Source organism: Salinivibrio kushneri, assembly GCF_005280275.1.
Taxonomy (GTDB): domain Bacteria; phylum Pseudomonadota; class Gammaproteobacteria; order Enterobacterales; family Vibrionaceae; genus Salinivibrio; species Salinivibrio kushneri.
In genome coordinates, this window is record NZ_CP040021.1 from 2,529,198 (window position 1) to 2,555,507 (window position 26,310).

Consider the following 26,310-nt stretch of genomic DNA (forward strand, 5'->3'; position numbering starts at 1 on the left):
ACCCTCACCAATTAATAACAATAAAGAATAGATACGAATGTTTTATAACGTTTTGTAAGGTAGGTGCGTAATCGCGTGTCATTGAGCGGGAAAATAATGTTAGTCAGCAATACGTACTTGCTGAAAACCAATCTCAAGCGCGTTCAAGGTCGCTTGGTCAATATCGGTAAAGCATTGTTCAATCCCTTCAGCATTGGTAAGCGCCATTAAACCGCCACTGGTGTGTCGACACTCAACCACCCACCCTTCGCTATCTAACGAAGGCTCAACGACCGCTTCAATCAAAAGCTGTTGACGGTATAAAGCACGGAGCTGTTCGGCTGTCATGATGCTTTGCCCACTCAATTGGATCACTTATTGAGTTTAGTCTCAGATAAGCAAAGCTGCCATGCGGGAAGCTTGATGCGCAGAGGCGATGTTATCACCGCCCCTGCTTTGAGGGGTTCTCTATTAAAAGAAGCCCAATGGATCAATGTCGTAGCTAACGAGTAAGTTCTTCGTTTGTTGATAGTGACCCAGCATCATTTTATGTGTCTCTCGTCCAATACCGGATTTTTTGTAGCCACCAAAGGCGGCATGGGCCGGATAAAGGTGATAGCAGTTGGTCCAGACCCGCCCTGCTTCAATCGCACGTCCTACACGATAAGCGCGGTTCATATCACGTGTCCAAAGCCCTGCGCCCAACCCGTACTCGGTGTGGTTGGCAATCGCCAACGCTTCCGCCTCATCTTTGAAGGTGGTCACTCCAATCACCGGCCCAAAAATCTCTTCTTGGAACACACGCATGTCATTGTGCCCTTGCAGTAAGGTCGGCTGCACGTAATAGCCGCCGCCCAAATCCTGATGGCTACCGCCAATTAAGACCTTCGCGCCTTCTTCTTGCCCGACCTTCAAATAGCTCATGATCTTATCGAACTGTTCGTCCGATGCTTGCGCGCCCACTTGGGTCTCGGTATCAAGCGGATTACCTTGTTTTATCGTGCCTGCGCGCTCAATCACGCGTGCGATAAAGTCGTCGTAGATGCTTTCCTGGATCAGCGCGCGCGACGGACAGGTGCATACTTCGCCTTGGTTGAAAAAGCCAAGCAACAGGCCTTCTACCGCTTTATTGATATAGGCTTCTTCTTGCTGCATCACGTCTTCAAAATAGATGTTGGGCGATTTTCCACCCAGCTCCACGGTTGAAGGAATGAGGTTTTCCGCCGCGCAACGTAGAATGTGGTGACCGACTGGCGTAGAGCCTGTGAACGCCAGTTTGGCAATCCGGGGCGATGTGGCAAGTGCTTGTCCGGCTTCGGCGCCATAACCATTGATCACGTTAACCACACCCGCTGGCAATAGATCACCAATCAATTCCATCAGCAGCAAGATGGTAGTTGGGGTTTGCTCCGCCGGCTTGAGCACCACGCAGTTCCCAGCCGCCAAGGCCGGCGCAAGCTTCCATGACGCCATCAGCAAGGGGAAATTCCACGGAATGATTTGTCCTACCACTCCCAATGGCTCGTAAATATGATACGCCACTGTGCCCGCATCCAGCTCCGCCGCGGAGCCCTCTTGAGCACGAATACAGCCGGCAAAGTAGCGGAAGTGGTCGGCGCAAAGCGGAATATCGGCCGCCAGAGTTTCACGCACCGCTTTACCGTTTTCCCAGGTTTCCGCCACCGCGAGCATTTCGAGGTTCGCTTCAATCCGATCAGCAATTTTTAACAGAATATTGGCGCGATCAGTGACAGAGGTTTTGCCCCATGCGTCTTTGGCGCCATGAGCCGCATCCAGTGCCAGATCGACATCATCGCTACTTGAGCGCGGCACTTCAGCAAGGGTTTCGCCAGTGCACGGTGACGTATTGGCAAAATACTGGCCTTTCACCGGCGGCACCCAATCACCTCCAATAAAGTTTTGATAACGCGACTTAAAACTCACCACTGACCCATCTGTTCCTGGTTTTGCGTAAATCATACTCTTTCCTTATTCCATGTTTGAGTTGATGGCGGAGCACGTACTGCTCTCTCCTTGCCGTTATTACTCAAAAAGCGTGGCAGAGTTTTTTATCGCTGGGTATTAGGCGAAAGTCGCAGTGAGACATGGGCAACAGATGCGAATAGGCGGAATCTTCAGGTATAAAAAAACCGCGCCTATGCGCGGTTTTTACTCGTTGCCTTGACGTTCAACCGATTAAAAGTCGAGCTCTGCACCAACAAAGAAGCCAGTCAGATCAAGCTCACCTTTGTTATTGTCAAAATAATCGAAATCGTGATCAATCATCCGATACCCGCCTCGTACGTTCAAATCAGCGGCCACTAAACCTAACTGATATTGCAAGCCCGCTTCGGCATCCAAGGTGCTGCTACCATCAAACTCGCCTTTGCTCACGGTGGCAAATACAAATAAAGGCGTGCCGACTAGACCTACACGTGCATCGGCATAAATGTTCGGTTGCCACTCGTCAAAGCTTTGTCCTTGAAACTTGCCAGATTGGAAACGCTGCATATTAATGCCCGCATCCACCGATACGAGATCGTTATCGAGAAACTCGTAGTAGGCAACAAAATCGATTTGGTCAAAATCAACTTTTCCCGTATCTGCTCCATCAACACTCACCGACGTTTGACGGATTTTTGCATTGGGGATCAGCGGAAGTGGGTGCTCAATTGCCGCATAGTAAGAGCCAGCCGTGCTCGCATCATCGGCTTCTACATTATTGACGTCAGCATCCATAAACCAAGCATCAGCGCCGACTTTTCCCCCGGCAAGGGTGGCTGCTTGAGACGGCATGGCCAGTAGCGCGGTAAACGCTGCGGCGGCAAGCGTCATTGAAGTGGTTTTCATGAAACTCTCCACATTGTCGATTAAAAAAGGTCGTCACGCGGAGGCGGCAAAGCCATGCCTTGTCGCCGATTGCTTAGAATAATAGCAAGCTTTGTGCCGAGGTGAAGAGAAAAAACCGCAACAGCATGCGTTTGCTGTGTCAACGCGCAAATTTTGTGCGCTTAGCGGCGACGGAATCGTGCCCAGCGCTTTTCATTGATAATCACTTCCGGCTCACCTTTGCGGCCGCGACGCTGGCGTTTAACCAGCCAAACGACCAAAGCGATCACCAAAAGCCATGGTAGTAGCTTAAGCAGGGTCCCTATCATCCCGGCCAACATCATCACAGCAAAGCCTGCCAGCATGGCCAGCACCATGCCCATGATGCTCACGCCTGTCATGAACAATACAACAGCAAAGCCAATCAGAAAGAGTATTTCGATCATTGCGATCTCCTTGTCTTGATAGCGAGACAGACTTTGCAGGTTTTAGGCCAATTTGTCACTCGATAATTGATCATTAATTCAATAGATTACAGAAATGCCTTCAAGATGAAATGAAGGTGCGGTTAGATTGACACCAACAAGTGGTGATTTTCACCGGATCAGGCGTCAAGCCATTGCTCAGGGATATGGCCCATTGCAGTGGTCAGTACCTCAATCCCCGCGCCCGGCTTGTGCGCATTCTCGCTGATATAACGGCGCCACTGCCGCGCGCCTGGCATATTTTGGAACAGACCTAACATATGGCGGCTGATATGATTGAGTTGCGCCCCGTAAGTAAGCTGCTGCTCGATGTATGGGAACATCGCCTCGACGGCTTGGCGACGTGTAATGCGAGGAGTTGTCTTACCAAATAAACGCTGATCGACCTCGGCCAACATAAACGGGCTCTGATAGGCTTGGCGGCCAACCATCACACCATCAAGATGCGCAAGGTGCTGCTCCGCCTCCTCAAGGCTTTTCACCCCGCCATTGATGGCAAGCGTCAGGCGCGGAAAATCTTTTTTCAGCTGGTACACACGCGGGTAATCCAGCGGCGGGATCTCCCGATTTTCTTTAGGGCTCAGACCTTTCAACCACGCCTTGCGCGCATGCACAGTAAACATATCGCAGCCACTCTTTTCACTGACGATACCCACAAAGTCAGTCAAAAATTCATAGCTATCTTGCTCATCAATGCCAATGCGGGTTTTCACCGTAATAGGTACATCAGTCACTTCACGCATCGCGGCCACGCACTGCGCCACCAGCTCAGGTTCAGCCATTAAGCACGCCCCAAATCGCCCGTTTTGCACCCGATCCGACGGGCAACCAACGTTGAGGTTAATTTCATCATAACCACGCTCGGCCGCCAGCTTAGCGCATGTTGCCAAATCCGCCGGATCCGATCCCCCCAGTTGCAACGCCACCGGATGCTCCTGCTCGTGGTAAGCAAGGTAATCCGCTTTACCATGAATGATCGCACCTGTGGTCACCATCTCGGTAAACAACAACGTGTGTTCTGATAGTAAGCGATGAAAATAACGGCAGTGACGATCGGTCCAATCAAGCATGGGCGCAACAGAGAAACGCTGCATCACCGTTTTTGGCGTCATATCAGGGCTGGCGGCGGTTTTGCTGGGGGTAGTCATGGTCTCGAATCTCTGCAAATTACGTTAAACGACGGTCGTTTTCGACAGGCGGACGCGGATTATACACATTGCATCGGTAAGATTTAAGCAGAACCATCCCGCTTGACCACGAGGCAGAAGAAACGCATAAGCTAATAGTATGGCAGCCGTTATGATGGCTTAAACGAAGCGTGCCCCTGTGAACCTATAACTGCTGCGAAAGCCGAAAGTATTTCTCTGCCACCAAGTAGCTGATCACCGCCTCTTTTTGTCGGTCGCGGAATTGATTCACCCATTGGTGAGCATTGTTGATGATCGCTTGTGCTTCATGCGGATGAGTGAGGTAATAGTCGATGACTGCCTCTAGGTTGGAGAAATCAGCGTTGACCTCGGCATAGTGGACCCCGGGGATTAATTGGCCCTCCATAAACCAGGTTTCATATTCCATTGGGGGTGACAAGCAAAGCGAGTTGGAGGACATGATCCATTTTAAATTGGTGGCAACGTCTTTCCCTTCCACACTGAGAATAAACTTATACTGTAGCTGCGCTTGCGGTGTCAGCGGGGCTTTTCGGTAAGCTTGGTCAGTATCATCCACGGGCCGAGAATCCCCGACATCAATGGTTGGATGCGTGTAAAAGCGCTGAAGAAGCTGGCGACGCTTGTCATTGAAACAGCGCCCGCGCCATACCGCGCTATCGCGTTTTTGCCCAAACGGCACAGGATCATTAATGAATTGGAAGTGACGCACCGCGTTGAGCTTGAGCAGAACGGCGTTTTGATTGTCGCCATGAATCGGTCGGCTTTTTACAAATGCTGGTGTGAATGGTGGTTGTGTCACATCGCCGCCTAAGTAATGTAGAAACAAGCCATTTGGGAACCAGCGCATTACCCGCAATATATCGAAAAAATACACCGAGCCGTGGTCTTGTCTCACTCGGCCCGTCTGGTGATCACAGTATTGCTCGGACAAGCAAAATGGTGCAGCCATACGGTTGTAGTAGCTGACGCGCTGGTCGATATCGGATTGATGCTGCTGATAAATGGGTAAAAGTTGCCGGCGCATCCAAGTGCGATACCAGTGATTTGGGATCGCATTGACGGCCAAATTGTAGCTGTAGTAGCGGAGTTTTTTCACCCTCTTGCTCCGTCAATCCGTTGGCGGGTGTCGGTTTACAGCAAAGCCTAACCGAGCAAGATGACGAGCAAATGAAATGGGCGAGAGAGCCAGTTACTCTGCTCTCTCGCGACAAGACTTATTCGATGGTGAATTTGCCTTTCATTACCGTCCAGTGACCTGGGAAAGAGCAGAAATAGGTTAAGTCTTTGCCTTGCAAGCCTTCAGTTGAGAAGGTGATGCTGGTGCTTTCACCGCCGCCAATCAGCTTAGTGTGTGCCAAGATGCGGTCGTCGCCTTGTGGTAGATAGTCGTTATCTGCCCCTGCACCCGCGCCTTTCATGGCGATATCTTGCAAGTTAGACGTTTCCGACAGCACCCAGTTGTGGCCCATAGAGGTCACAGGCATTGAGCCTTGATGCTCAAGTGTTAGCGTGACTTCGCTGCAGCTTGCTGGTACGGACAACGATGACTGGTCGTAGGCCATTTTATCGCCGGTGGTGACAGTTAACTCACACTCATTGGCAGCCGCTTGCGTTGAAACAGACGCGAACGCCAAGGCGGCGAGGGCTAACAGTTTTTTCATCGGTACATACTCCTATTATGGATGTAAAGGTATGTTTTTAATGCCTGTGGCACGCTGTCATCATACTGACATAACAGCGCAAAACAGTTAGCCGATTCAAAAATCGACTGATTGGTTTTTATTTTTACTTCTATCATTACTGTAGGGTGACTGATCGCGATCAAGTGATATTGGACTACCTATTTACACTTGTGGCAAAGCGCATAGGATGAGGATAGGTGGGGTGCGATGTTATACAGCTATGATAAGATAACTGACTGACTGTTAGCACTTTGAGGCGCTATGACCAACACCACTGGGTTACTGCACCACGCACAGCAGCTTTGTGAACAACGCGGCGTGCGATTAACGCCGCAGCGAACGCGCGTTTACGAGATTATCGCCAACTATTCACGCGCGATCACCGCCTATGAGCTGCTAGATGAGTTGCGTGAAACAGAGCCACAAGCCAAACCGCCAACGGTTTATCGTGCGCTAGACTTTCTGTTAGCGCAGGGGTTTGTGCATAAGGTGGAGTCAACTAATAGCTATATCGCTTGTTGTCATCTTGGCCACCAGGGGCACTGCTCCCAACTGCTCATCTGTGATCAATGCGGCACCGTGGAAGAGTGTCACACTGAGGAGCTTTCTGAGGCGTTGCGTGAAAAGGCGCAAACAATGGGGTTTAAGGTTCAACATCACGTGATTGAAACCCATGGTACCTGCGCACAATGCCTAGCCCACTAATACTGAATTGATTAGGACGGACATTCTTTATGGAAGCACAATTCGTCAACCCATTTCTTACTTCACTGATCAATGTGCTACAGACGATGGCACAGCTGGAAATCCAGCCAGAGAAGCCTCACTTGAAAAAGTCAGAGATCGCCAAAGGGGACGTTTCTGGGTTAATTGGTATGGTCGGCCCACAGACTAAGGGCTCCTTTTCCGTTACCTTTGATGAAGATATGGCGCTTGAAATCATGCAGCGTATGCTCGGAGAGCGGTCCGAGTCGATTGATGAAGAAGTGACGGATATGGTCGGTGAGATCACCAATATGGTGACAGGTGGCGCGAAGCGTATTTTGTCAGAAAAGGGCTTCGAATTTGAGATGGCGACCCCTGTGGTCGTATCCGGCAAAGGCCATACCATCAATCACAAAAGTGATGGTCCAGTGATCATCATGCCATTTAAATCCCCGCACGGCACTGCCTTTATTGAGATCTGTTTCGATCACTAAGCGGGCGTACGTCGCTGACGGCCACAAAATATAAAAACGCCGCGATAACCATCGCGGCGTTTGACTTTCTCAATCGCGGTTAGCTCAGCTTAGGCTTGGCGCCACTGCTTAAACGCGTTGATCAATCCATTGGTCGAGCTATCGTGGCTTTCAACCTGTTGCGCATCACCGAGCTCTGGCAGGATGTTACTCGCCAGCTGTTTACCCAGCTCAACACCCCACTGATCAAAGCTGAAGATATTCCAAATTACCCCCTGGGTGAAGATCTTGTGCTCATACATGGCAATCAAAGCGCCGAGTGTATAAGGGGTCATTTTCTCTACCAAGATCGAGTTGGTTGGGCGGTTACCTTCAAACACTTTAAATGGCGCAATCGCAGCCACGTCTTCGGCGGATTTGCCCGCTTGCATTAACTCGGCTTCAACTTGCTCACGGCTCTTACCAAACGCGAGCGCTTCCGTCTGGGCGAAGAAGTTCGCCATCAATTTTGCGTGATGATCGCCAATCGCATTGTGGCTGTGCACAGGGGCAATGAAGTCACATGGGATCAGCTTGGTGCCTTGGTGAATCAGCTGATAGAAAGCATGCTGACCATTGGTGCCTGGTTCACCCCAGATGATTGGGCCGGTTTGGTAGTCAACAGGATTACCGTTGCGGTCGACATACTTACCGTTTGATTCCATATTGCCTTGTTGGAAATACGCGGCAAAACGGTGCATGTATTGGTCATACGGTAAAATCGCTTCTGATTCCGCCCCGTGGAAGTTGTTGTACCAAATACCAATCAACGCCAATAACACCGGCATGTTTTGTGCCATGGGTGCGGTTTTGAAGTGGTTATCCATTTGGTGCGCGCCATCGAGTAAGGTGACAAAGTTGTCATAACCTACGCCCAAGCAGATAGAAAGACCAATCGCTGACCACAGTGAATAGCGGCCGCCAACCCAGTCCCAGAATTCGAACATGTTGGCCGTATCGATACCAAATTCAGACACCGCCTTTGCGTTGGTAGAAAGCGCAGCAAAGTGCTTCGCCACCTGTCTCTCATCGCCTGCTGCGTTCATTAACCAGTCACGCGCCGTGTGCGCGTTGGTCATGGTTTCTTGGGTGGTAAAGGTTTTTGACGCCACCAAGAACAAGGTGGTTTCCGGGTTAAGGGCTTTTAACGTCTCGGCCATGTGGGTGCCATCGACGTTAGAGACAAAGTGCAGGTTGAGATGGTTCTTATAAGGGGCGAGTGCCTCGGTCACCATATAAGGGCCCAAATCTGATCCCCCGATACCAATATTCACTACATCGGTGATCGCTTTACCGGTATAACCTTTCCATTCGCCACTGATCACGCGCTCGGAGAAAGACTGCATCTGTGCCAATACCGCGTTGACCTTAGGCATCACATCTTCGCCGTCAACCATTATAGGCGTGTTGCTGCGATTCCGTAGTGCTGTGTGGAGTACCGCGCGATCTTCTGTACGGTTGATTTTCTCACCGCTAAACATTGACTCAATCGCTTCAGCCACCCCGGTTTCGTCGGCGAGTGCCAATAACTTAGTCAGTGTCTCTTCACTGATCAGGTTTTTGGAATAATCCAACAGAATGCTGTCTTCGAATTGCGTTGAGAAGTGGGCAAATCGCTCTGGATTATCAGCAAACAGATCTGCCAGTGTATAGTCCTGCGCTTCTTCAAAATGGGCGGTCAGTGATTGCCACGCCACGGTCTGAGTGGGATTCGTTGTCTTTAGCATCATGTCATCCAAATCGCGTTGTGAGTGCTGCTGTGGGTATCACAGCAGGCAAGGATCCTGTATAACGTCAGCACCACCACGCTGTACGCAGCGGTCATTGGTGTAATATTACATAATCATGGCTCGATTCTCACATGCAATCGCTGTGAGTAGGTTGCGATCAATCATAGAATAGTTGGATCGCCTTTGAGCCAACTGCATACAATAAAGATCACAACAAGGATTGCTTATGTGGTATCAAACTGAGATTCGTCTACGTGCCCGGCCGCGCGGCTTTCACCTAATCACCGACGAGATCGTTCACGCACTTCCTATGCTAAGCGATATTGATGTGGGTATGGTACAGGTGTTTATCAAGCACACCTCGGCGAGCTTAACCCTCAATGAAAACGCCGACCCAACCGTGCGCCAAGATATGGAAGCGCACTTTAACCACTCAGTGCCTGAGCGTGCGCCTTATTATCGCCACACCGACGAAGGAGACGATGACATGCCAGCGCACATCAAAGCATCATTATTAGGCGCAAGTATCACTGTCCCCATCAGCCAAGGTCAATTGAATCTCGGTACGTGGCAAGGGGTTTATCTGGGCGAGCATCGCGACCAGGGCGGCACGCGTACCTTGGTGGTGACCTTGCAAGGCGCGCCACAAGCCAACGTCTAATCTCGCTGGCCAACATGCGTTCAGAGGGGTGACGCCGCCTAACCCGTCGCCCGCTGCTCAGAGGGGGTGGTCAGGTATTGGCGCGGCACACGGCCGGTTACTTGACATACGAGCTCATAGCCGATGGTGTCGACGAGACGTGCAATCCGTTCAACTGGTAGCTCAGGCCCCCACAGTACCGCTTCGTCGCCCACGCTATCGGTTGCATCTGGGCCAAGATCAACAGTGATCATATCCATCGATACCCGCCCGGCGAGTGGCACTTCGCGTCCATTCAACCAAACAGGGGTGCCATCGGGAGCCAGCCGAGGGTAGCCATCGCCATAACCGATGGCTAATACACCAATCAGCGTGTCGCGCTCGCTACGCCAGCGCGCGCCGTAGCCTACCGGTTCACCGGCTTTTAGCTTGCGAACGGCCATCACCCTTGAGGTTAAGCGCATCGCCGGTTTCAGGCCCAGCTGTTCACCCGTCAGTTCAATCCGCGACGAAATGCCGTATAGGCAAATACCGGGACGCACCCAATCAAAGTGACTCTGCGGCCAAAACAAGGTCCCCGATGACGCTGCCAGAGAACGTTCTCCAGGCAGCCCTTCCGTCACTTGTGTGAAGGTATCTATTTGCGCTTGCGTAATGGGATTATCCATCTCGTCGGCGCAACCGAAATGACTGAGAAAGCCAATTTGCGGTGCCACATTGTCACACGCTTTCAAGGCAGAGAGTGCGTCTGGCACTTGCTCAGGCTCAAAGCCTAAGCGATGCATTCCAGAGTCGACCTTTAACCATACGGGTAAAGGCTCACTCAGTGCTGCGTTGGTCAGCATGGTAACTTGCTCATGGCAGTGCACCGTGGCGGTCAGCTGGTGTTCAACCAATAGCGGTAGCTCGTCGGCTTCATAGAAACCTTCCAGCAAGACAATAGGCAAGCGTATACCGGCCTGGCGTAACGTCAGTGCTTCTTCAATCCGTGCCACCCCAAAGGCATCGCTATAAGGCGCAAGTGTGGTGGCAACCGACACTAACCCGTGGCCGTAACCATCGGACTTCACCACTGTCATCACTTTGCTATTGGGCGCTTGGCGACGCATCACCTGGATGTTGTGTACCATCGCCTCCGGGTCGATAACGGCTTTGGCGGCATTGGTCATGATAAAAGGATTACTCGTCATCAAACGCCGGCCCTGCATAATTATCAAATCGCGAATACTGGCCTTGGAACGTCAGCCGCACCGAGCCAATCGGGCCGTTACGCTGTTTACCAATCAGGATTTCTGCAATCCCTTTCATCGCACTTTCCGGGTTATAGACTTCGTCACGGTAAATAAACATGATCAAGTCAGCATCCTGCTCAATCGCGCCTGATTCACGCAAGTCTGAGTTTACCGGGCGTTTGTCGGCGCGCTGCTCCAACGAGCGGTTAAGCTGTGATAGCGCCACCACAGGCACATTCAGCTCTTTGGCGAGCGCTTTGAGCGAGCGAGAAATCTCAGCAATCTCAAGGGTTCGGTTCTCTTGCAAACCAGGCACCCGCATCAGCTGCAGATAGTCGACCATGATCATGCTGACCCCACCGTGTTCACGGGCAACGCGGCGCGCTCGCGAGCGCACATCGGTGGGCGTCAAGCCGGAGCTATCATCGATGTACATGTTCTTTTTCTGCATTAAGATCCCCATCGATGAGGAAATACGCGCCCAGTCTTCATCATCAAGCTGGCCGGTACGGATCTTGGTTTGGTCAACCCGTGATAGCGAGGCCAACATACGCATCATCAGCTGTTCCGCTGGCATCTCGAGCGAGAAAATGAGTACCGGCTTTTCTTGATCCATCGCCGCATTTTCACACAGGTTCATCGCAAAGGTGGTTTTACCCATTGAAGGACGAGCCGCCACGATCACCAGATCAGAAGGCTGCAAACCTGCCGTCTTCTTGTTCAGATCAGTAAAGCCTGTCGATACGCCCGTGACGCCATCTTGTGGGGTTTTAAAAAGCTCTTCGATACGTTCAAGGGTTTTACTGAGCACCGAGTCAATATGTTGCGGCCCTTCTGTCTCGCTGGTGCGCGACTCAGCAATGGCAAACACCTTACTCTCTGCCATATCGAGCAGATCTTCTGATGTGCGACCTTGGGTATCATAACCGGCGTCCGCAATTTCATTCGCCACCCCAATCAAATTACGCACCATAGCCCGTTCACGAACAATATCCGCATAAGCGACGATATTCGCTGCACTTGGGGTGTTTTTCGCCAACTCTGCGAGATAGGCAAACCCGCCCACATCATCCAAATGTCCGCCTTTTTCTAAATGCTCAGACAGGGTGATTAAATCCAGCGGCTTGCCTTCATCGAGCAACGACTTGGTAGACTCATAAATCAATCGATGCGGGCGGCTGTAAAAGTCATGGCCAACCACTTTTTCCGCAACCGCATCCCAGCGCTCGTTATCCAACATCAAGCCACCCAGCACAGACTGCTCGGCTTCGATGGAATGCGGGGGCACTTTAAGGTTAGCGACTTGCTGATCTTTTGCGGGTTTACGATTGTCTGCCATAAAAACTCACCTATTGCTACTGGAGGTCATTATACCCGCTGTCCTCGCAAGACGCTGCCCCACGCAGCATTTTTTTCCCAACGCTGAAGAAGTCGCCGCGATTTTAACGAAAATTTGACCGCTTATGGCGCCCATGCACCTAGGATAAGGCGCGATATTGTCAATAGGTGATTCATAATGAAAACGCCGTCTCTTTTTCTTCTGATGTCCGCACTGTATATGCCATATAGCCACGCCGCGGAAGCCGATTCGTCGCCTTGGCAAAGCGAGCTGTCTTTAGGCCTACAACAGTTGAGCGGCAATGCCGATTCACAGACAGTCAACGGGGAAGTCAATGGTCAATATGATGGCGAACAAACACGTTATCAAGCCAGCGCGAGCGTGCTACAAGTGGAAAAAGATGGAGAAGAAGATAAACGTAAAACCGAGTTAGAAACCCAAGCAAACCGCGGTATTAGCGCACGCAGCTATGTTTTACTCAACGCTACCTATGTCGCAGATCGCTACGGTCCTTATTTCGATGATTTTATGCTAGCGACAGGACTCGGTCATCAATGGTGGCAAAGTGACACACTCTCACTGAGCACAGAAGTGGGGCCAGGGTATCGCTACCAGCGCCCCAACCTTGATGAAATCGACGATGACGATCTCATCATGCCTTACTCGGTTCGCGAGCCGGTGATTCGTGCACAAGCCAAAGGAGAATGGCAACTGGTCGACAGTGTTCGCTTAGAGGGGAGAAGCATAGTGATATCAGGTGCCAGTAATACCAGCGTGGAAGGCGCCGTCACTCTGGCTTCCACCATTACTGAGAAGCTTTCGATAAAAATAACCAGCAAACACAACTATATGACGGATGTACCACCAGGACTCAAAAATCACGATAGCGTGCTCACACTCGGTCTTCGTTATCAGTGGCTATAAAAGACGAAAAAAAACCAGCCCGAAGGCTGGTCTTTTATCAACGTATTGATGCGCAATTACGCAGCAACAACGTTTACTTTTACCGTTGCGAACACGTCATAGTGCAGCTGTACGCTGATTTCGTACTCGCCAGTGTGACGCAGTGCGCCCTCTGGTAGACGAACTTCGTTTTTCGCAATTTCAACGCCGGCTGCAGTCACAGCATCAGCGATGTCACGGGTACCGATAGAACCAAACAGTTTACCTTCATCACCCGCTTTAGAAGCGATTTCAACCGCTTCTAGTGCTTCAACTTTCTCTGCACGCGCTTGAGCAGCGGCCAGTTGCTCAGCAACTTTTGCTTCTAGCTCAGCACGACGTGCTTCAAAATGTTCGATGTTGGCTTTGGTTGCCATAACTGCTTTACCCTGAGGGATAAGGAAGTTACGCGCATAACCAGATTTAACAGTTACCTGATCACCTAGGCCACCCAGGTTACCGATTTTATCAAGTAGAATAACTTGCATTCTTCAATCCTCTCTAACTTGGACAGTTCCGATTACTGATGCTTGTCAGTGTACGGCAGCAGGGCCAGGTAACGAGCGCGCTTGATAGCACGAGCCAGTTGACGCTGATACTTAGCACGAGTACCAGTGATACGGCTAGGTACGATTTTACCTGATTCGGTAATGTAGTTTTTTAGAGTCGCTACATCTTTGTAGTCGATCTCTGTAACGCCTTCTGCAGTGAAACGGCAGAATTTACGACGACGGAAGAAACGTGCCATGGGCTTATCTCCTGATCTAAATGTCTATGATGTTGTCGGCGTGCAATACCAATTTTCCCTCGCCTTGTCGGCTGGTTTGGTAGGCGAGAAACCCGCTTACCTTGATATGGCTGCCTAAAGCTAAATGTTGCGTTTGTTGTGTTGACACTTGCCCGCTGGCTACCACTGATAAGCGACAAAACACTTGTCGAGGTAGGTCAGCTTCAACCTGCGTGGAACGATGCTCTAGCACAAAGTGACAGTGCGGAATTCCAGCGGGGCTTTGGCGACGGACCGGACCTTTACTGATAACACCAGCAAGCTCCAACCGATTGGTCATCACAGCAATTACTCAGCTGCGTTTTCGCCTTCAGCTTGCGCTTCAGCTTTTGCTTCTGGTTTCGCTTCTGCACGCTCTTCGCGCTCAGGGCGATCTTCACGCTTAGCGGTACGCTCTTCTTTAGCCTTCATCATCACAGATGGCTCAGTGATAGCGTCTTTGGTACGCATGATCATGTTACGGATCACAGCGTCGTTGAAGCGGAACATGCTTTCCAGCTCGTCAATCACAGCCTGCTCAGCTTCTACGTTCATCAGAACATAGTGTGCTTTGTGCAGTTTGTTGATTGGGTAAGCCAGTTGACGACGGCCCCAGTCTTCTAGACGGTGAATCTGACCGCCTGCATCTTTGATAGACGCAGTGTAACGCTCGATCATGCCAGCAACTTGCTCGCTCTGATCAGGGTGCACCATGAATACGATTTCGTAATGACGCATTGAGTTGCTCCTTACGGATTAATCAGCTTCCACAATTGGCTCGGTCGTCCAGCGGAAGCAAGGAACGAAAAGTAAAAGACCGAGAATCAGGCGCGAGATAGTACAGAATTGCAGCGGTATAAGCAAACAGATTTTCTCTTTATCCGCCAATCTTTCTGTCACCGTGTCACCACAACGTCACAAGGCCCTAGCTGCGTTTTTATCGTAACACGCTCCTTACCCTCACCCTTTAAAACATAGAATATGCAGGCCACTTAATTCGCTTAAAACAACAACCTACTGATAACATTCTCCGTGATATCGGCCGAAAAAACATGACTAATCGCAAAAAAATCAAGAAATCAAGCCTGCAAACTGTCAAGTTTGTTTAATTTCCCACCAACATCACGCTATTGATGTACTTCTTTTTTACCGATAATTAATTTCTGAACCCGCGCTCAAATTATTGCATCCTCGCCTCCATTTCTTGGCACACATTGCCCAATATAACGATTTCATTGCCTAGGATAGACCTATGAGTCGGTTTTTTACTGCAAAAAGCGTAGGGAAGAACGCATCAAGCACTGACTGCATTGATGAAATTCGCTTCAAAAATTTTGGGAGCAAAATATGAAACTAATAACGCCATCGCGTGCCGTCGCGCTAGGCTTGGCGGGGCTCGCATTAAGTAGCCCCAGCGTGTACGCTGCGGTTGATTGCCAGCCATTGCCCGCTTGGCAGGACGGAAATACCTATACCTCAGGGGCTCAAGTCAAAGCGGACAATACCGCCTATGAAGCAAGGTGGTGGACGCAAGCCGATCCAGCCACCCAGTCTGGCGAGTGGAAAGCATGGAAGATCCTTGGCCAATGCGCGGGCAGCGTTAACCAAGCCCCTAACGCAACCTTAACCGTCTCACCGTCTGGGCCCGTTGAGGTTGACGACACACTCACCTTCACCCTCGCCGGAAGCGACACGGATGGCACGGTGACCTCATTTGCGCTCTCACAAGGCGACACCGTCTTATATGAAGGTGCAGAAGCGACCACCATTGACTGGCAAGCTGAACAAACGGGGCGTTTTACCTTTACCCTCACCGTGACCGACGACAAAGGCGCGACCGACACCCAAACATTGCAACAGGTGGTGGGTGATGACCCAACCGGCGGCGATGAGTATGCCTGTCGTCCGGCGGGTTTATACACCACCCCTGATGTCGAGGTGCCGTATTGCTCGGTGTATGACGAGAACGGCCTTGAAGACATGGGCGCCGATCACCCTCGCCGTGTTATCGGCTATTTCACCAGCTGGCGAAACGGTGCCAACGGCCAGCCCGCTTATTTAGTCAGCGATATTCCTTGGGAAAAGATCACCCACATTAACTACGCCTTTGCTCACGTCAACGCGGACAACCAACTGTCTATCGGCGATCCTAATGCCCCCGGTAACCCCGCGACCCAGATGACTTGGCCAGGCGTGGCCGGCGCAGAGATGGATCCAACCCTGCCGTACAAAGGCCACTTTAACTTGCTCAACAAGTATAAAAAGCAGCACCCCGACGTGAAAACACTGATCTCCGTAGGTGGCTGGGCCGAAACCGGGGGTTACTTCGGTGAAAACGGCGAGCGCATCGACAGTGGCGGTTTCTATACCATGACCACCAATGCCGATGGCAGCGTCAACCAAGCCGGCATCAAGGCTTTCACCGACAGTGCCGTCGCCTTCTTGCGCCAGTATGGCTTTGATGGTTTGGACATTGATTATGAATACCCATCGTCGATGAAAGACTCTGGCCACCCTGACGATTTCGAGTACTCCAACCCACGTCGCGCGCACTTGAATAAATCCTATCAAGTGCTGATGAAGTCGCTGCGTGAAGCGCTCGATAAAGCCAGCGCGCAAGATGGCAAGCACTATATGCTGACCATCGCCGCACCGTCATCGGGGTACTTATTGCGCGGGATGGAAACCTTCCAAACCACCCAATACTTAGATTACGTCAACATCATGAGCTATGACCTGCACGGGGCATGGAACGATCATGTTGGCCATCAAGCGCCGCTGTATGACACCGGAGAGGATTCCGAACTTAAACAGTGGAATGTCTACCAAACCCCTGAGTTTGAAGGGATTGGCTATTTAAATACCGACTGGGCAGCCACCTACTTTATGGGCGGTATGTCACCCGGCCGCATCAATATCGGTATCCCGTATTACACCCGCGGCTTTAAAGACGTACAAGGCGGCGATAAAGGCCTTTGGGGACGCGCGCCATTGCCAAACCAAAGTGAGTGTCCAGCCGGCACTGGTGTCGGTGAGAAAAACAAATGCGGCAACGGTGCAGTCGGCATTGATAACCTTTGGCATGATGTGGACGAGCTCGGCAACGAAGTGCCTGCTGGCTCCAACCCTTTATGGCATGTGAAAAACTTGCTCGATGGCAAACTCCCGGCCTATGCGGCGGAATACGGACTTGACCCTGAACAAGACCCCACTGATCGCCTTACTGGTAGCTATCAGCGTTACTACGATGACATCGCCAAAGCGCCATGGGTTTGGAACGAGGAAAAACGCGTATTCCTGTCGATGGAAGACGAAACCTCGATGGCCGAGAAAGTGGACTACGTAATCAACAAAGGCCTAGGCGGGGTGATGTTCTGGGAGCTGGCGGGGGATTATCGCTATGATGATCAGCGTCAAGCCTATTTTATGGGTGACACCCTGACCTCGCTGGCATACCAAACCTTTAAGCAATCCGGCAGCGACTACTCACTGCAACGCGGCGATGCCAACTTCCAAGTGCCAAGCGAGCAAGTGGATGTCACGTTTGACGCGCTGAACTTCCCAGTGGGCGATGACAACTACCCTATCCGCCCGACGTTCCGCTTTACCAACCACTCGGATCTGGACTTATCGGGCGCCACCATCAGCTTTGATGTGCCAGTGTCTACGTCGGCCATTTTTAAATCTGACTGGAACGCCCAGAAAAAGCTGCGCATGGAAGTGGTCCGTGATAGCAGCAACGCCAGTGGTAACAACATCGGCGGATTTGATGCCACGCATCATCGCTTTGCCATCACCTTGATTAACGAATGGGGTGGCATTGAGCAAAGCTTTAAGCCGGGTGAAACCTTGGACGCTCAGGTGATGTACTACATGCCGATCACTAACCCGACCAATATCACCATCGAAAAAGATGGCCAGCGCTATGCGCTGAAGCAGGAGTATCCAAGCCTTCCGCCTGCGTTCCCCGGTAGTACCGGCCAAAGTGGCGGAGAGTCTCAGTGTCCCGGCGTCGATGTCGCCAGCCTGAGTACCTACCCCAACTGGCCTAACGGGAGCAATCATGCCAGCGGTGGCGACCAACTTATCTACCAAGAGGCGGTGTGGGAAGCCAAGTGGTGGACCCAAGCGGCCCCCGGTGGTCAAGCTTGGCGCCAAGTCTGCAGCCTCTAATCCATTTCTGGTCTTGAATAAGGGGGCTAAGTGACCCCGTTAAGGAGTCGTTATGTTCAAGTCTTCGTTTACTCAACTTTCCTGCCGTACCGCCATCGCCCTTGCATTGGCGGCAAGCAGTACACAGGTGATGGCACATGGCTATTTAGAAAGCCCCAAAGCGCGCCAGGCGATTTGCCATGAGCAAGGGGGTTATTGGTGGCCTTCAGATGGGTCAGGTATCCCTAACGCCGCCTGTCGCGCGGCGTTCTTAGAATCGGGGCACTACCCGTTTGTGCAACACCATGAATCGGCGCAATTGGTGGCGGATTACCGCAATATGAATGCCGTGAAAGCAGCCGTTACCGATGGCAACTTATGTGGTGCCGGCGATCCTAATAAAGCCGGGATCAGTTTGCCCTCACCGGATTGGCAACGCACCGAGGTCACCCCAGATGGCAATGGTCAAATTGACGTGCGCTTTCGCGCCACCACACCTCACAACCCAAGTTTTTGGGAAATTTATCTCACCAAGCCAGATTACAACAGCGCGACCGATGCGCTGACGTGGGACGATCTCGAAAAGATCGACACCTTTGGCGATCTGCCCATTGTGGTCGGCGATGACGGTAACCGTTATTACGAGATGACCGTGACCTTGCCCGCCGAGCGCCAAGGTGATGCCATTCTCTATAGCCGTTGGCAACGCATTGATCCGGCCGGTGAAGGCTTCTACAACTGTGCCGACATCACCATCACCCCTAGTCAGACAGCGCCAGCCCAGTGGCACGAGCTGGGCTACTTTGTCGCGCATCCACAAATGGCAGCATTAGGCGATCGCGTGCGTGCCCGCTTGCACAATCGCCAAGGCCAAGAAGTGGTGGATGTCACACTCACCCTGACCGACCAAAATGTAGCGAATTGGCCACAAGCGCTGGCCAATCTTATCGAACAACAAGCTAACGAGCCCTTGCGTATCGGGGTGATGCGTCACGGCGAGATCCAGTTTAATGCCGATGACGTGGTGCAAAACCAAGTCTTTAGCCACCACGATAGCTATAGCTTCAATCTGTCGGTGATCCCGGCTACCGACGAACCCACCAGCAACCTGCCCGCGTGGCTCGCTTCTGAGGTCTATGTGGCCAAGGATCGCGTGCGCTACGGCGATAACATCTACCAAGCCAAATGGTGGACACGCAACGAGCAACCCGGCGCTGCCCTTGTTTGGCAACGCGTGACACAATAAGGAGCAAACATGAAGCCAATGACCCTACTCTCTCTGGCGATTGCTGGGGCACTGGGTGCCAGCCACGCCGTGGCGGCCCCCTCAACCCCAAGTTTGGACTGGAAGCCACAAAACTATTCTTTTGTTGAAGTCGACGAATATGGCCGCGGATCGTACAAAGATCTGGTGCAACGCGTGGATGAAGTCCAAATTGAAATTAAATGGAATGCCTGGTCCGGTGATGGCGGTGACAGCTACAAGGTGTACTTTGACGATCAGGTCGTCAATCAAGGCACCTTACCGGCAGGCACCAAGTCTGGCACAGTTACATTCCCTTATGACAAAGGCGGCCGCCATCAACTTAAACTCGCCTTGTGTGAAGGCGGCGTGGATGGCCAGTGTGCGACCAGTGCCGCCAAACCCATCGTGATCGCAGACACCGACGGTGTGCATCTTGACCCACTGCCGATGAATGTCGACCCCAACAACAACGACTACCCCAAACAACCTGATACCGTGGTGGGGGCATACTTTGTCGAATGGGGCATTTATGGTCGTAACTTCGATGTCAGTCAGGTGCCCGCGGGGAATCTCACCCACATCTTGTATGGCTTTATCCCCATTTGTGGCCCCAATGAGTCATTGGGCGACATCGAAAATGGCAACAGCTTGCGCGCGCTGGAGCTTGCCTGCCAAGGCTCAAAAGACTATGAAGTGGCGATCCATGACCCTTGGGCGGCGATTCAGAAAAAACTGCCCGGCACGCCAGCTAAAGATCCGATTGGTGGCACCTACGCGCAAATGATGGCGCTCAAACAGCGCTACCCGGATCTGAAAATTCTCCCCTCCGTGGGTGGCTGGACCCTATCCGACCCCTTCTATGATTTCACCGACAAGGCCAACCGTGATGTCTTTGTTGCCTCAATGAAAGAGTTCCTGCAAACCTGGAAATTCTACGATGGGGTCGACATTGACTGGGAATATCCAGGCGGTGGCGGTGCCAACCCTGATTTAGGTGACCCAGATAAAGATAGCCAAGCCTACGCGGCCTTAATGCGTGAGCTGCGCGCGATGTTGGATGAGCTCGAAGCCGACACGGGCCGTGAGTACCAACTCACCTCGGCCGTCGGGGCCGGTTATGACAAAGTCGCCAATGTCGATTACAGCGCCAGCGCACCGTACATGGATTACATCTTTGCCATGACCTACGACTTTTTCGGCGCATGGAATAATGTCACCGGCCACCAAACCGCCATTTACTGTGGTAGCCACATGAGCGCGGGCGAATGTGATGGCACCGGCGTCGATGACAACGGCGAACCTCGCAAAGGCCCGGCCTACACGCTCGATAATGGCGTGCAATTACTGCTAGAGAGCGGTGTGCCTCCGGAAAAAATGGTGATCGGTACCGCGATGTACGGTCGTGGCTGGGAAGGCGTTTTCCCTGCCAATGCAACCGATCCTAGCAATCCGATGACCGCGCCCGGTAACGGCCCCATCAAAGGCAGCACCGCTGATGGTATTTGGGAAGCGGGTGTGATTGACTACAAAGGCGTCGTCAAATCAATGCTCGGCAGCGCGGGGAACGGTATCAATGGATTCCAACCCGGTTATGATGAGCAAGCTGAAGCGGCCTACGTTTGGAACCCAGACAACGGCAAGCTAGTCACTTACGACAACCCACGCTCGGTCAAAGCCAAAGGCCAGTATGTACGCAACCACAACTTCGCCGGTTTGTTTGCTTGGGAAATCGATGCCGACAATGGCGATATCCTCAATGCGATGCACGAGGGCTTAGCACAGGATGGTCAACCACCCGTCAATAACGCCCCCACCGTCACCCTTGCACAGCAAAGCTATACGCTGGCGCCCGGAGCGTCATTAACCATTGCGGCCAATGGGCGCGATCGGGATGGCGATACCCTGACCTATCTCTGGCAAGGTGATGCGGCATTGGCGCTGACCAATAGCGACACGGATTCGGTCACCGTGACCGCCCCCGATGTGAGCACCAGCACCGACTATTCTCTGTCGGTGACGGTATCGGATGGCCAAGCCAATGCCGAGGCCAATGCGACTATCGAGGTGGTGGTACCGGGTGAAAACCAAGCCCCTACCGTGGCACCTATCGCCCCAGTTAGCCTGAAAAGCGGTGAGCAAACCCGCGTGACGGTTGAGGCGAACGACCCAGATGGCGATACACTCAGCTACACCTACCGTGCATCCGGCGATCTGGCCGTTTCTGGCACCGGGGATCAAGTATCGCTAACGGCACCCACAGTGACGGAGAATCGCGACTATGTGGTCACGGTCGAGGTCAGCGATGGCGACAAAACCACGCAAGCACAATTCACGGTCACCGTGACGCCGGCCAGTGGCTTGCCAACGTGGGATGAAAACACCGTGTATGTGGGCGGCGATCGCGTCCTGTATCAAGGGGTTGAGTATCGCGCCAAGTGGTGGACCAAGGGTCAGCGCCCAGACCAAGGCGGGCCATGGGAGCGCGTCGGGGATAGCCAATCCAACCAAAGCAGTGAATGGCAAGCGAGCGTCGCTTATTCCGGCGGCGATGAGGTTGAATACAACAACCAACGCTACCAAGCCAAGTGGTGGACCCGAGGCGAAAAGCCAGGCAGCGCCGCGGTCTGGCAATTACTGTAATGGTTTTTCACTTCCCAAAATGACAAAACGCCCCAAGCCGGGGCGTTTTTCTTCAACGGAGAACAAGAGAGGTGGTATTTAGCGACGCTGACGCACCGCTTCATACAAACAGACGCCCGTCGCCACGGATACATTCAAGCTCGACACGCTGCCCGACATCGGGATCCGGATCAGCTCATCACAGGTTTCACGGGTCAAACGGCGCATGCCATCTCCTTCTGCGCCCATCACTAAGGCTAGCGGCCCCACTAATTTGGTGTCGTAGACATCATGATCGGCCTCACCCGCGGTGCCCACAAACCACACGCCCTGCTCTTTGAGCGTCCGCATAGAACGCGCCAAGTTAGTAACACGCACCAAAGGCACGACTTCAGCCGCGCCACAGGCCACTTTTCTCGCCGTGGCATTGAGCTGAGCGGATTTGTCTTTCGGAACAATCACCGCACTGACTCCCGCCGCATCCGCGGTACGTAAGCACGCCCCCAAATTGTGCGGGTCGGTGACACCGTCAAGCACCAGCAACAAGGGGTTCTCGGTATTGGCGAGGATCGCCTCCAAGTCATTCTCGTTGTACTGACGACCCGGTTTGACACGGGCAACAATCCCCTGATGCGACGCACCTTGGGTTTTATCGTCTAGCGCTTTGCGGCCGACTTGCTGAATACTGACGCCCAGCATCGCAATCTCATTGAGCACAGGTACCAGACGTTCATCCTGGCGCCCTTTTAACACCATCACTTCGATAAAGCGGGAAGGATCGGTCGCTAAAATCGCTTTAACGGCATGAATACCGTAAATTACTTCATTACTCATGATTTACTTCTTTTTCTGACCCGCTTTGGCTTTTTGTTTCTTCGCCTTTTTCTTACGCGCTTTTTCCGCTGGCGATTTCACTTTACGCTTTTTGCCGTTTTTATCTGCAGGCGCCTTATCGGCTTCAACATTTGGCACCGCACCGCGTTTGAGCTGTTGGCGAACCGAGGTTCGCTCACGACGGGCTTGCGGGTCTTTATTCGACTCCGCACGGCCTTTCTTGCGTTTATCGCGCGCGGTTTTGCCCGGGCGACGGGCTTTGCGCTCAGAGCCTACCAGCTCAAAGTCGATTTGTCGCTCATCCAAGTTCACCGCCAAGACTTTCACGGTCACCTGATCGCCGAGCCGGAACACACGACCCGAGCCTTCGCCCACCAGACGCTGACCCACCATATCAAAGCGATAGTAATCGTTATCGAGGTTAGAAATATGCACCAAGCCATCGATATGTAGCTCATTAAGGCGGACAAAGAAACCAAAACCAGTGACATTGGCAATCACGCCCTCTAGCTCATCGCCAACGTGATCTTGCATGTACTCACATTTAAGCCAGTCTGACACATCACGGGTGGCATCATCGGCACGGCGCTCTGTTTTCGAGCATTGTTCACCCAGCACATCTATATCATCAAACGAGTAGTGATAGCCGCCAGTGGGTGTCCAACGGTCTTGGTTTTTACCCGCTTGCTTGGCAACTAGGTATTTAAGCGCTCGGTGCAACAGCAAATCTGGATAGCGACGAATAGGCGAGGTAAAGTGCGCGTATTGCTTGAGCGCCAAACCAAAGTGGCCTTGGTTATCCCCCTGATACACCGCTTGTTTCATCGAGCGGAGCAACATGGTTTGGATCAGTTCACTGTCAGCACGACCATGGACCACATGCATCAGTGCCGCGTAATCTTTCGGCGTCGGCTCTAGACCACCGCTCAGGCTTAAGCCTAACTCGCCTAAAAAGTCTTTAAAGCCGCTAAGACGTTCCTCTCCTGGCGCTTCGTGAACACGAAAGAGCGCCGGCTCTTTGTGTTTTTCCACAAAGCGCGCCGAGGCAACGTTGGCCAAGATCATACATTCTTCGATGATCTTGTGTGCATCGTTGCGCTCCACTGGCACAATACGGTCGATTTTGCGCTGCGCGTTGAAAATAAATTGGGTTTCCACCGTCTCAAATTCAATCGCCCCACGCTGCTGACGCGCATCACTGAGCACCTTGTACATATCGTGTAACGTTTCTAAGTGCGGCACCAATGAGCGGTAGCGCTCACGCAGTTCCTCATCGCCTTCCAGAATATGAGACACCTTGGTATAAGTCAGACGCGCGTGGGAGTTCATCACCGCTTCGTAATGTTTGTAACCAGATAACGCCCCTGATTCTGAAATCGTCATCTCACACACCATACATAGGCGGTCGACTTGCGGATTCAGCGAGCATAAGCCATTAGAAAGCACTTCCGGCAACATAGGCACCACTTGGTTCGGGAAGTACACCGAGTTACCGCGGTTTTGCGCTTCTTTATCCAGCGCCGAATCAGGACGCACATAGTAACTGACGTCGGCAATCGCCACCCACAGGCGCCAGCCGCCCGAGCGTTTACGTTCGCAATAGACCGCATCATCAAAGTCGCGGGCATCTTCACCATCGATGGTCACCAGTGGCAAATCACGCAGATCGACACGGCCCTCTTTGGCTTTTTCTGGGACCTCTTCACTCAAGCTTTTCACTTGCTTGAGCACCGCATCCGGCCATTGATGAGGAATATCGTGGGTGCGCATCGCGATCTCGATTTCCATGCCGGGTGCCATGTTCTCCCCCAGCACTTCAACAATCTTACCGACAGGATTGGTTTGTCGGGTCGGACGCTGCATGATCTCAACCACCACCACATTGCCCATACGCGCGCCCTGAGTATGATCTTTATCAATCACGATATCTTGGCCCAGGCGGCTATCGTCTGGCACGACAAAGCCCATACCATCTTCCACAAAGTAACGGCCTACAATCTGACCTTGGCGCGCTTCGGTGACGCGCACCACACGGGCTTCTTTACGGCCGCGCTTATCGGTGCCAACACCTTGGGCTAAAATCACATCACCGTGCATCACACTGCGCATTTGGTGGTGAGGGAGCATCCAGTCATCGTGGTTGCCTTTGCCTTCTGGGCGCAGAAAACCAAAGCCGTCACGGTGACCAATCACGGTGCCTTTGACCAAGTCTAACCGCTCGGGTAAGGCATAGCATTGACGACGGGTGAACACCAATTGTCCATCACGCTCCATGGCGCGCAGGCGTCGACGTAGCCCTTCATACTGCTCATCACCAGCTAAGCCAAGGTGTGAAAACAGATTATCGCGGCTCACTGGCGCCTTGAAGCTGCGGATTACTTCCAGCAAATGCTCTCGGCTGGGGACCGGATTGTCGTATTTCTCCGCTTCACGTGCCTGGTGTGGATCCGCAGCGATGTTGTTTGGGGTATTATTTGTCGAACCTGTGTCTTGCGACATAGACCTTTTCCTATTGGCGTATGTTGATTTCATTATATCTGTAAACTGTCGCTATTGCGCCGCGATGATCGCAGTTTGACGTTTTGTTTCAGCGCCTTGCTTGCAGGCAACGAGAGGAACATGGCGCATCGGCCATATCAAATCAGATTGGGAACAGATGTGTATAGAGAGTGTAACGGATTTTGCGCATAAAGTCGCCTACTGGCGCCTTTCGCGGTCACCAATAGCTGGTACGCCGTTTGGCGCGGGCGATAATATTCTGTGGCATCCGTGCTTCAAGTGCGGCACGAAGCTCTGAAATACGGTTGCGGGTACGAGAGTCTGCGGTGATGGTTTGATATAACCAGCGATAAGCGTCTTCATAATCAAGTGGCGACCCGACATCATCCACTAGCAACTCAGCCAGTTGGATCCGGGCACGCGTATCACCCAATGAAGCGGCTTCGCGCAGGTAAGGAATCGCCCGACGTTGATCCTGTTGGACCAGCGTGCCATTGGCGTAGTAACGGCCAATTTGCTCTAGCGCAGCGGGTAGCCCTTGCTGCGCCGCTTGCTTCATGTAGTAAACACCGAGATCCGCGTCTTGATCCACACACACTCCCCACGCCAGCATATCGCCATATAAAAACTCGTAGGCGGGAGAGCCGACACGGGTAGCTCGGGCTTCGATGTCTTGCACGAGCTGGCATTCGTCTTGTTCGACGCGCTCAAGGTGAGAGTTGGTTTCAAAAAGGGTGATAAGTTCACTTTCTTCGTATAATGGCACAGCCGCCCCGACGTCCGCGCGGGCCGTTGCTGTCGTCAGCGTCGCTGTCGTCAGAGAAAGTGAAAAAATCAGCGTTCGAAACTTCATGCCTACTCGCTATTCAACCAAGAAACCCAACAGCAACGCGCACGCTCGCCGTGTGCTTTTTTGTATCGGCACCTTGCATACTGACTTTAGCAAAGGC

Annotated in this window: 24 protein-coding genes; 7 read left to right on the forward strand and 17 right to left on the reverse strand. The window is 52.3% G+C overall.

The genetic code is table 11. The features are described from left to right. Positions 1–99 precede the first annotated feature (99 nt). The 7 genes from FCN78_RS11640 to azu form a co-directional block, all read right to left on the reverse strand. On the reverse strand, positions 100–327 hold the full coding sequence (locus FCN78_RS11640) for a thymidylate kinase (protein ID WP_069361645.1): 228 nt from the start codon (positions 325–327) through the stop codon (positions 100–102). Between the two features lie 123 nt (positions 328–450). Then, entirely contained in the window at positions 451–1,959 is a 1,509-nt protein-coding gene (exaC, locus tag FCN78_RS11645; RefSeq protein ID WP_077659310.1) for an acetaldehyde dehydrogenase ExaC, read from the reverse strand. 216 nt (positions 1,960–2,175) lie between these two features. Further along, on the reverse strand, positions 2,176–2,829 hold the full coding sequence (locus FCN78_RS11650; protein ID WP_077659311.1) for a TIGR04219 family outer membrane beta-barrel protein: 654 nt from the start codon (positions 2,827–2,829) through the stop codon (positions 2,176–2,178). A 161-nt stretch (positions 2,830–2,990) separates the two neighbouring features. After that, complete coding sequence (gene pspG, locus FCN78_RS11655) at positions 2,991–3,254, reverse strand: envelope stress response protein PspG (protein WP_069361642.1); 264 nt, start codon at positions 3,252–3,254, stop codon at positions 2,991–2,993. A 158-nt stretch (positions 3,255–3,412) separates the two neighbouring features. Continuing rightward, positions 3,413–4,441: a tRNA dihydrouridine(20/20a) synthase DusA gene (dusA, locus tag FCN78_RS11660; protein ID WP_077659312.1), complete on the reverse strand. Its 1,029-nt coding sequence runs from the start codon at positions 4,439–4,441 to the stop codon at positions 3,413–3,415. A gap of 184 nt (positions 4,442–4,625) precedes the next feature. Further along, the gene (locus FCN78_RS11665; protein WP_077650628.1) at positions 4,626–5,558 is read right to left on the reverse strand and encodes a glycosyl transferase family 90; all 933 of its coding nucleotides are present in this window, start codon (positions 5,556–5,558) and stop codon (positions 4,626–4,628) included. A 118-nt stretch (positions 5,559–5,676) separates the two neighbouring features. Then, positions 5,677–6,123 (reverse strand): azurin, encoded by a 447-nt coding sequence (azu, locus tag FCN78_RS11670; RefSeq protein ID WP_077457588.1) that lies wholly within the window; start codon positions 6,121–6,123, stop codon positions 5,677–5,679. Positions 6,124–6,405: 282 nt separating this feature from the next. Between azu and zur the strand changes: the two genes are divergently transcribed. Further along, positions 6,406–6,849 (forward strand): zinc uptake transcriptional repressor Zur, encoded by a 444-nt coding sequence (zur, locus tag FCN78_RS11675; protein ID WP_069361600.1) that lies wholly within the window; start codon positions 6,406–6,408, stop codon positions 6,847–6,849. 29 nt (positions 6,850–6,878) lie between these two features. Further along, positions 6,879–7,343 (forward strand): chemotaxis protein CheX, encoded by a 465-nt coding sequence (locus FCN78_RS11680; protein ID WP_046074362.1) that lies wholly within the window; start codon positions 6,879–6,881, stop codon positions 7,341–7,343. Between the two features lie 89 nt (positions 7,344–7,432). On the opposite strand, the gene pgi is transcribed toward FCN78_RS11680, so the two are convergent. Further along, positions 7,433–9,088 carry a glucose-6-phosphate isomerase gene (pgi, locus tag FCN78_RS11685; RefSeq protein WP_077659313.1) on the reverse strand — a complete coding sequence of 552 codons (1,656 nt, stop codon included), beginning with the start codon at positions 9,086–9,088 and terminating at the stop codon, positions 7,433–7,435. Positions 9,089–9,317: 229 nt separating this feature from the next. On the opposite strand from pgi, the gene FCN78_RS11690 reads away from it, so the two are divergent. Then, complete coding sequence (locus FCN78_RS11690; RefSeq protein WP_077659314.1) at positions 9,318–9,752, forward strand: secondary thiamine-phosphate synthase enzyme YjbQ; 435 nt, start codon at positions 9,318–9,320, stop codon at positions 9,750–9,752. 38 nt (positions 9,753–9,790) lie between these two features. Here FCN78_RS11690 and alr read toward each other — a convergent pair whose 3' ends face one another. Both alr and FCN78_RS11700 read right to left on the reverse strand, forming a co-directional pair. Beyond that, positions 9,791–10,921 (reverse strand): alanine racemase, encoded by a 1,131-nt coding sequence (gene alr / locus FCN78_RS11695; protein WP_235607573.1) that lies wholly within the window; start codon positions 10,919–10,921, stop codon positions 9,791–9,793. Then, positions 10,911–12,302, reverse strand: coding sequence for a replicative DNA helicase (locus FCN78_RS11700; protein WP_046074366.1), 1,392 nt, complete (start codon positions 12,300–12,302; stop codon positions 10,911–10,913). The genes alr and FCN78_RS11700 overlap by 11 nt, the downstream gene beginning before the upstream one ends. A gap of 177 nt (positions 12,303–12,479) precedes the next feature. Here FCN78_RS11700 and FCN78_RS11705 point away from each other — a divergent pair, with 177 nt between their 5' ends. Next, entirely contained in the window at positions 12,480–13,226 is a 747-nt protein-coding gene (locus tag FCN78_RS11705; protein ID WP_077521613.1) for a DUF481 domain-containing protein, read from the forward strand. Between the two features lie 56 nt (positions 13,227–13,282). Here the strand turns inward: FCN78_RS11705 and rplI are convergent, their stop codons facing one another. The 4 genes from rplI to rpsF are packed head-to-tail and all read right to left on the reverse strand — an operon-like array spanning position 13,283 to position 14,748. Further along, positions 13,283–13,732 (reverse strand): 50S ribosomal protein L9, encoded by a 450-nt coding sequence (rplI, locus tag FCN78_RS11710; protein WP_046074368.1) that lies wholly within the window; start codon positions 13,730–13,732, stop codon positions 13,283–13,285. Positions 13,733–13,764: 32 nt separating this feature from the next. Then, complete coding sequence (gene rpsR, locus FCN78_RS11715; protein ID WP_021023493.1) at positions 13,765–13,992, reverse strand: 30S ribosomal protein S18; 228 nt, start codon at positions 13,990–13,992, stop codon at positions 13,765–13,767. Between the two features lie 16 nt (positions 13,993–14,008). Then, positions 14,009–14,311 (reverse strand): primosomal replication protein N, encoded by a 303-nt coding sequence (gene priB, locus FCN78_RS11720; protein WP_069361596.1) that lies wholly within the window; start codon positions 14,309–14,311, stop codon positions 14,009–14,011. A gap of 8 nt (positions 14,312–14,319) precedes the next feature. Then, positions 14,320–14,748 carry a 30S ribosomal protein S6 gene (gene rpsF / locus FCN78_RS11725; protein WP_069361595.1) on the reverse strand — a complete coding sequence of 143 codons (429 nt, stop codon included), beginning with the start codon at positions 14,746–14,748 and terminating at the stop codon, positions 14,320–14,322. A gap of 609 nt (positions 14,749–15,357) precedes the next feature. Between rpsF and FCN78_RS11730 the strand changes: the two genes are divergently transcribed. Genes FCN78_RS11730 through FCN78_RS11740 form a run of 3 tightly spaced genes read left to right on the forward strand, consistent with a single transcriptional unit; the run spans position 15,358 to position 22,048 of the window. Further along, entirely contained in the window at positions 15,358–18,183 is a 2,826-nt protein-coding gene (locus FCN78_RS11730) for a glycosyl hydrolase family 18 protein (RefSeq protein WP_077659315.1), read from the forward strand. A 52-nt stretch (positions 18,184–18,235) separates the two neighbouring features. Continuing rightward, complete coding sequence (locus FCN78_RS11735; protein ID WP_077659316.1) at positions 18,236–19,408, forward strand: lytic polysaccharide monooxygenase; 1,173 nt, start codon at positions 18,236–18,238, stop codon at positions 19,406–19,408. Between the two features lie 9 nt (positions 19,409–19,417). Then, a complete protein-coding gene (locus tag FCN78_RS11740; RefSeq protein ID WP_077659317.1) occupies positions 19,418–22,048 on the forward strand; it encodes a glycosyl hydrolase family 18 protein in 2,631 nt (876 codons plus the stop codon). A 78-nt stretch (positions 22,049–22,126) separates the two neighbouring features. Here FCN78_RS11740 and rlmB read toward each other — a convergent pair whose 3' ends face one another. The 3 genes from rlmB to motX form a co-directional block, all read right to left on the reverse strand. Beyond that, complete coding sequence (rlmB, locus tag FCN78_RS11745) at positions 22,127–22,861, reverse strand: 23S rRNA (guanosine(2251)-2'-O)-methyltransferase RlmB (RefSeq protein WP_077659318.1); 735 nt, start codon at positions 22,859–22,861, stop codon at positions 22,127–22,129. A gap of 3 nt (positions 22,862–22,864) precedes the next feature. Beyond that, positions 22,865–25,360: a ribonuclease R gene (gene rnr, locus FCN78_RS11750; RefSeq protein ID WP_077659319.1), complete on the reverse strand. Its 2,496-nt coding sequence runs from the start codon at positions 25,358–25,360 to the stop codon at positions 22,865–22,867. A gap of 217 nt (positions 25,361–25,577) precedes the next feature. Continuing rightward, on the reverse strand, positions 25,578–26,213 hold the full coding sequence (gene motX / locus FCN78_RS11755) for a flagellar protein MotX (RefSeq protein WP_069361589.1): 636 nt from the start codon (positions 26,211–26,213) through the stop codon (positions 25,578–25,580). Between the last annotated feature and the right edge of the window lie 97 nt (positions 26,214–26,310).

What these genes read in the sequence shown, in the direction of transcription:
- FCN78_RS11640 (WP_069361645.1), bottom strand. Translation starts at nt 327, where the DNA reads ATGACAGCCGAACAGCTCCGTGCTTTATACCGTCAACAGCTTTTGATT.
- exaC (WP_077659310.1), bottom strand. Translation starts at nt 1,959, where the DNA reads ATGATTTACGCAAAACCAGGAACAGATGGGTCAGTGGTGAGTTTTAAG.
- FCN78_RS11650 (WP_077659311.1), bottom strand. Translation starts at nt 2,829, where the DNA reads ATGAAAACCACTTCAATGACGCTTGCCGCCGCAGCGTTTACCGCGCTA.
- pspG (WP_069361642.1), bottom strand. Translation starts at nt 3,254, where the DNA reads ATGATCGAAATACTCTTTCTGATTGGCTTTGCTGTTGTATTGTTCATG.
- dusA (WP_077659312.1), bottom strand. Translation starts at nt 4,441, where the DNA reads ATGACTACCCCCAGCAAAACCGCCGCCAGCCCTGATATGACGCCAAAA.
- azu (WP_077457588.1), bottom strand. Translation starts at nt 6,123, where the DNA reads ATGAAAAAACTGTTAGCCCTCGCCGCCTTGGCGTTCGCGTCTGTTTCA.
- zur (WP_069361600.1), top strand. Translation starts at nt 6,406, where the DNA reads ATGACCAACACCACTGGGTTACTGCACCACGCACAGCAGCTTTGTGAA.
- FCN78_RS11680 (WP_046074362.1), top strand. Translation starts at nt 6,879, where the DNA reads ATGGAAGCACAATTCGTCAACCCATTTCTTACTTCACTGATCAATGTG.
- pgi (WP_077659313.1), bottom strand. Translation starts at nt 9,088, where the DNA reads ATGCTAAAGACAACGAATCCCACTCAGACCGTGGCGTGGCAATCACTG.
- FCN78_RS11690 (WP_077659314.1), top strand. Translation starts at nt 9,318, where the DNA reads ATGTGGTATCAAACTGAGATTCGTCTACGTGCCCGGCCGCGCGGCTTT.
- alr (WP_235607573.1), bottom strand. Translation starts at nt 10,921, where the DNA reads ATGACGAGTAATCCTTTTATCATGACCAATGCCGCCAAAGCCGTTATC.
- FCN78_RS11700 (WP_046074366.1), bottom strand. Translation starts at nt 12,302, where the DNA reads ATGGCAGACAATCGTAAACCCGCAAAAGATCAGCAAGTCGCTAACCTT.
- FCN78_RS11705 (WP_077521613.1), top strand. Translation starts at nt 12,480, where the DNA reads ATGAAAACGCCGTCTCTTTTTCTTCTGATGTCCGCACTGTATATGCCA.
- rplI (WP_046074368.1), bottom strand. Translation starts at nt 13,732, where the DNA reads ATGCAAGTTATTCTACTTGATAAAATCGGTAACCTGGGTGGCCTAGGT.
- rpsR (WP_021023493.1), bottom strand. Translation starts at nt 13,992, where the DNA reads ATGGCACGTTTCTTCCGTCGTCGTAAATTCTGCCGTTTCACTGCAGAA.
- priB (WP_069361596.1), bottom strand. Translation starts at nt 14,311, where the DNA reads ATGACCAATCGGTTGGAGCTTGCTGGTGTTATCAGTAAAGGTCCGGTC.
- rpsF (WP_069361595.1), bottom strand. Translation starts at nt 14,748, where the DNA reads ATGCGTCATTACGAAATCGTATTCATGGTGCACCCTGATCAGAGCGAG.
- FCN78_RS11730 (WP_077659315.1), top strand. Translation starts at nt 15,358, where the DNA reads ATGAAACTAATAACGCCATCGCGTGCCGTCGCGCTAGGCTTGGCGGGG.
- FCN78_RS11735 (WP_077659316.1), top strand. Translation starts at nt 18,236, where the DNA reads ATGTTCAAGTCTTCGTTTACTCAACTTTCCTGCCGTACCGCCATCGCC.
- FCN78_RS11740 (WP_077659317.1), top strand. Translation starts at nt 19,418, where the DNA reads ATGAAGCCAATGACCCTACTCTCTCTGGCGATTGCTGGGGCACTGGGT.
- rlmB (WP_077659318.1), bottom strand. Translation starts at nt 22,861, where the DNA reads ATGAGTAATGAAGTAATTTACGGTATTCATGCCGTTAAAGCGATTTTA.
- rnr (WP_077659319.1), bottom strand. Translation starts at nt 25,360, where the DNA reads ATGTCGCAAGACACAGGTTCGACAAATAATACCCCAAACAACATCGCT.
- motX (WP_069361589.1), bottom strand. Translation starts at nt 26,213, where the DNA reads ATGAAGTTTCGAACGCTGATTTTTTCACTTTCTCTGACGACAGCGACG.